The organism is Parabacteroides sp. ZJ-118 (genome assembly GCF_011038785.1).
Taxonomy (GTDB): domain Bacteria; phylum Bacteroidota; class Bacteroidia; order Bacteroidales; family Tannerellaceae; genus Parabacteroides.
In genome coordinates, this window is the sequence record NZ_JAAKDT010000075.1 from 1 (window position 1) to 5,052 (window position 5,052).

The following is a 5,052-nucleotide window of genomic DNA, read 5'->3' on the forward strand; positions in this document are numbered from 1 at the left end:
TCAGACGATTTTTAGCGAGGTCCGGTCTGCGACCGAACAGAACTTTAAATGCTAAACTTGTCAATGAACTCTTTGGCCTTGTGGCTGATGCCGCTTAGCCGATAGTTATATTTTTAACGGACTATTGTTTTGAAAATCAGCCTTAAAAGTCCTCTTTATCGAGGCAGACCAAAGGCTTCTTTGATGAATCGTTCGATTCGAGGTGAAATTTCGCGTGCTTTTTGCATAATTCTTATAAAAACATACGGCTAATTTCAAAAAAAGCCGTATCTTTGTCGTGTTATGAGAAAAGATGTAGTGACAGATATATCAGCCGCTGGCGGGATGGTCACCAAACGGGAACTGAAAGACGGTACCGGATATTACGCCATTAACAAAGCGATAGAAAGCGGCGAGGTAGTAAGGCTAAAAAACGGAGTATACGCGCTGGATTCAGCTCTTGCAGATACTATGATAGATGTGGAGCGCATTGTCCCGCGCGGTGTGCTGTGCCTCTATTCCGCATGGTCGTATTATGGTCTCTCCACGCAAATACCAGATGCTTTCTATATAGCTGTAGAGAAGCACCGAAAAGTGGTTGTTCCGGCATTCCCGCCTGTTACGCTATGCTACTGGCTGAAAAAATACTATGAAATGGGAGTAATCGACGTCGAGATCTCCGGATATAAGGTGCGGATATACGATATAGAGAAATCCGTATGCGATGCTATCAAGTTTCGAAACAAAATAGGCAAGGAGGTATGCGCGGAAGTGCTAAAAAACTATCTTTCAAGGAAAGGCCGAAACATTGCCGTACTTACCGCATATGCAAAAAAAATGAGAATCGCTACGACGCTGTCGCAATATCTTGAAATTGGACTTTAATTATGGCTGTAAAGAATTACGCTGCTTCAAACAGAGCAAAACTGCTGAACATTACAAAGCAGAACGAAGGATTGACCTATATGCAGGTTCTTACCCGCTTCCTTCATGAACGGTTCCTGTATCGTCTGTCAATAAGTGCCTATAAGGATAATTTCTACCTGAAAGGCGGCGCACTGATGTATGCCCATGAACGATTCAAGGCCAGACCGACCTTGGATATTGATTTTATGGGAGACCGGATAGACCGTGACAAGGCGAATATCAAGCAGGCGATTCAGGCCATTTGTCGAATGGAATGTCCGGAAGATGGTGTAACCTTTGACAGCGGCAACGAGCAGATTGAACTGGAGGAGATCTCTCTTGAAAGAGAGTACAACGGTCTGCGAATCCATCTTACCGCCCACATGGATACTATCACTCAAGCCGTCTCTATGGATATTGGTTTCGGTGACATCATTATCCCGGAGGCTGTGGAACTGGATTACCCGCTATTGATAGAGGGCCTGCCGCCGGTTAATATCGAAGCATACTCACTTGAAACGGTCGTGGCAGAGAAGTTTCAGACGATGATTGACCGCGCCGAATCAAATAGCAGAATGAAGGACTTTTTCGATGTATACGGCATCCTTTCCAAAGGAAACATCAATATGGGGTTGCTTGCGGAAGCTATCCGGGAGGTCTTTGCCAACAGAGGAACAGGTTACACATCGAATCATCCGCTGTTTAATCCGGATTTCGAAAAAGACCCTATGAGGTTGAGAATGTGGGCTGGCTTTCTGAAGAAAATCAACTATCGGGAGGACCTGCCTTTTAATACCGTAATATCATTGATAAGAGAGAAGTTAGGTCCTGTGTGGAACACTCTAATTGGTCCGGAATAGACCGTCCGAAACAGCAAAGCCCTCCACATGGAGGGCTTTAATACTGTACATATGTTAATCTCAATGACTATCGCTTCTTGTCGCGGATACAGTCATTCAAATCCTTGTATTCGGAATAGCGCAAGGATTCATCGGTTACGCGGCCTTCATACAGGCTCGCAATGGTCTCGACTGTCTTCTGACCGGCAAGGTCATTGTCAAGATAGCAATGGATATGCTTATACTCGTCCAACTGCATTAGCGTCTTTCCCAAGTTGCTGATGGAGTTCATTACGATATGATCTGCAGGATATGCGATACATATTTCATTGTTCTCGTGCCGCATCATTGTCAGATAGCTGAGGAAATCCATAAATCCTTCGAACACGCAGACATGACGTTGCCTCTGATTTGCCTGATGCCGGATCAATGTTATATCCTTTCGTTCAATGCAGCCTTTATAATACGGATTGCGAACTTCATAACCGCCCGACATATTACCGAAAGCAATGCCGAAATAGTGCCGCCGCCTCAATTCATAATGCACTTCACAGCAGAACATCTGTCCGACTTCCGTGTCAATATGTCGTGTGCGAAGGTATGAGAGCAGCGCATTGTGTCGAAGTGGAGCGACCATAACCTTTTTCATCAGACGCTCCACCGGAGGGGCATCTGTCTCTGCCGTGAACACCCTCGACACAGCAGGGTTGCGGGCGTGTACCTCGATGTGCGAAAGTATCTCGCTAATGTTTTCAGTCTGATAAAGATATTTGCCCAGTTCCACCAAATCGCCACCCGCTGCTTCGCCGAAATCATACCACACATTAAGCCGGTCGTTGACCGAGAATGACGGTGTTTTCTCTTGCCGCAGAGGCGAAAGATACCAGTATTCTCCGTGTTTTATATACTGCGGCTTATGCCCAAGCTGCTGCAAATAATCAATGATTCGAATTCTTTTTGCTTCTGATATAGTCATTGTTCATTCCTTCCAATTTACATTCGAGAATCGCTTTACTTTAATTTAGTACCATATATACCCACCCAATGTAAAGTGAAGAACTTTTTATCCTTCGGCTTCCTGATTGTCGTCGAACAGAAGGGCCTCGGTCGGGGTTATATCGTAATAGAACAAATTGTCCATTTTCGAGATGAGATTCAGTTCGCTCATAAGGTACTGCAACATCTTGGCGGAAACGCTTCGACCCCGCTTAAACCCCGTCGCTTCATAGGCTTTGCTCAATGCGGACACGACATTCTCATACCCTCGTATGGGCTTGTCATTAAAGGCAAGCGACAGCGCTGACCGATGCTGTTCGATAGACAAATCCCGATAGTTGAGACGCCGCTTCGGTTTCGCATCCTTTTCGTCGAGTTCATAGTCCTTTGTCAATTCTGGCAGCCCTTCATTATTCACGCAGAATGCAAACGGTTGAAACTCTTTCTCACGGATATGCAGTGCCCGAACCTCGCTTATCTGCGGCATAACGGTGCTTTTACTTACGACAAGCACCGTCTCTGCCTTGTTGCCCATCTCCGTACCGATATGGCCGCGAACATTATTGTCACCCTTGTTCAGATGCAATACACAATGGATATGCAGGTTGTATCGGGATGACCACTCCATCATCTTGTTGATGACGACGACCGACTCTGCGGCGTTGTTGATGTCAAGCATCAGGTCGCGCACACCGTCGATGATGACAAGACCGTAGCCGTCGTTATGCCGCAGGGCATAGTCGATGACCTGCATACGAACTGCCGCGCTGTATTCCCGCAGACAGATGAAATCGAGATTTTCACTGTCGCAAGATGTCGGCAGGTTGGCAAGACGCAAGATGCGCTCCAGTACATTATGACAGTGAAAGCGGCTCTGCTCCGTATCTACATACAATATACGCTGCTTGCCTTCAGGCAGACAAGCACGGTAGTTCAATACCGTTCCGTTCTTTAATGCCGCAGCGACGATAGCCGATACGTTGAATGTTTTTTTCGACTTCGCCTTTCCTGTCGAGGCACTGAAATTACCCAGTGTGGCTATTGCAGAACTGTCAATCCAGATAATCTGCGGCGGTGTCTGATAGGTGTCGGTAGTCTTTATCAACGCCGTAGATAGGATGCCGCATAAAAGTTCATCTTCAATTTGGTCATTATGCGTACCGCCTGTTCTTATATCGTCATCCATACTACTGCTTATTATTGGGCACCTTTTTCCTGTTCGCCATATACTCCTGCGACCGGCGCATCATTTCGTCGACCGTGGGCGACGGATTGCGCTGCATCCACTTGTCTAATTCTGCTCGCACGAAATATATTCTTTTCCCTTCCGGCTTGTAATAGGGAATCTCCTTTGCCGATGTCAGTTTATACAACATACTCTTTTTCATATTCAGATACCTGCAAGCTGCATCTGCCGAAAAGGTGATATTGCTTGCGTCGCCCGTCTCCAGCGCAGCGACACGCTCCAAAAGATTGCTTGGATCGAGTTTCCTGATAGCTTTTTCTATGATGCAGATACGTTCATCCAAACGTTGCAAAGCCGTTTTTTTGTCTTTGTTCATCTTTGTTATCACAATTGAAATTAAACATTCGGAGGCGTCCCTCCGTTTTCGGCACGTACCGTCTGTGAGCAAAGGTATACCGTCACCCGCAATGAGATGGCAAAGCGGCCGTGAGAACCGGCGCGTATCACGCCAACTCTCACGGTTTTTGATTTCGTTTGATGCTACTTTTTTTGACCGACGCTAATATTTGCTCAATATTGCGACTGCTCTGCGTATGCTTTCGTTAACCGATGTCGGGCATTTCCTCGATGCAGACAGGGCTGTAGACAGACTCGTCTGTGAGACAAAACTATTACCCATCTTTACTATTAGCAGCCTGCTGTGCCAAAGTACGCTCTGCCAATTCCATTGCACCAGATTGTTTTCAAGCAGCGCATCGAACAATATGGTAATGCGTCGAAGATTATTCACCTTAATATGGAATCCCGGCTTGCAGGCGAACAGGTTTCCCATATCCTGCGCAGTGACCTCAGGCATACTGAACAAGTCGTATGTATTGGCACACACAGCAAGGGCGTCGAGTTGCTTGTGCGTAAAGTTGCAGCCAAAAGAGATGACAGAATGATTTTGGCCGGGTATTTTGGCGGCAATCGTGGAGAGACCGGAGCATGCTGGGACAGCATGAGGGCTGAAAACGAATGCCTAAAACGGCAATTCGCCGTTGGAAGGCATAGCTGATTATCAGTTATTTGCATTTTTCGTTTATGGTATCAGGCCATAAAAACCGGAGTATGTTGGGACAAATGCCGTTTCGAGTGCCGTGCCGC

5 protein-coding genes are annotated in these 5,052 nt (G+C 46.5%); 2 read left to right on the plus strand and 3 right to left on the minus strand.

Annotated elements, in window-relative coordinates; genetic code table 11:
• Positions 1–282 precede the first annotated feature (282 nt).
• Positions 283–864: a hypothetical protein gene (locus tag G7Y39_RS12990; RefSeq protein WP_165157866.1), complete on the plus strand. Its 582-nt coding sequence runs from the start codon at positions 283–285 to the stop codon at positions 862–864.
• Positions 865–866: 2 nt separating this feature from the next.
• Positions 867–1,745 (plus strand): nucleotidyl transferase AbiEii/AbiGii toxin family protein, encoded by an 879-nt coding sequence (locus tag G7Y39_RS12995; RefSeq protein ID WP_165157867.1) that lies wholly within the window; start codon positions 867–869, stop codon positions 1,743–1,745.
• 67 nt (positions 1,746–1,812) lie between these two features.
• Here G7Y39_RS12995 and G7Y39_RS13000 read toward each other — a convergent pair whose 3' ends face one another.
• The 3 genes from G7Y39_RS13000 to G7Y39_RS13010 all read right to left on the minus strand — a co-directional run bounded on the left by G7Y39_RS13000 (position 1,813) and on the right by G7Y39_RS13010 (position 4,282).
• A complete protein-coding gene (locus G7Y39_RS13000) occupies positions 1,813–2,700 on the minus strand; it encodes a toprim domain-containing protein (protein WP_165157868.1) in 888 nt (295 codons plus the stop codon).
• 87 nt (positions 2,701–2,787) lie between these two features.
• Entirely contained in the window at positions 2,788–3,906 is a 1,119-nt protein-coding gene (locus G7Y39_RS13005; protein WP_165157869.1) for an AAA family ATPase, read from the minus strand.
• A gap of 1 nt (position 3,907) precedes the next feature.
• Positions 3,908–4,282 (minus strand): helix-turn-helix domain-containing protein, encoded by a 375-nt coding sequence (locus G7Y39_RS13010; RefSeq protein WP_241160060.1) that lies wholly within the window; start codon positions 4,280–4,282, stop codon positions 3,908–3,910.
• Between the last annotated feature and the right edge of the window lie 770 nt (positions 4,283–5,052).

Coding starts and splice junctions, on each gene's coding strand:
- G7Y39_RS12990 (WP_165157866.1), top strand. CDS start 283: ATGAGAAAAGATGTAGTGACAGATATATCAGCCGCTGGCGGGATGGTC.
- G7Y39_RS12995 (WP_165157867.1), top strand. CDS start 867: ATGGCTGTAAAGAATTACGCTGCTTCAAACAGAGCAAAACTGCTGAAC.
- G7Y39_RS13000 (WP_165157868.1), bottom strand. CDS start 2,700: ATGACTATATCAGAAGCAAAAAGAATTCGAATCATTGATTATTTGCAG.
- G7Y39_RS13005 (WP_165157869.1), bottom strand. CDS start 3,906: ATGGATGACGATATAAGAACAGGCGGTACGCATAATGACCAAATTGAA.
- G7Y39_RS13010 (WP_241160060.1), bottom strand. CDS start 4,282: ATGAACAAAGACAAAAAAACGGCTTTGCAACGTTTGGATGAACGTATC.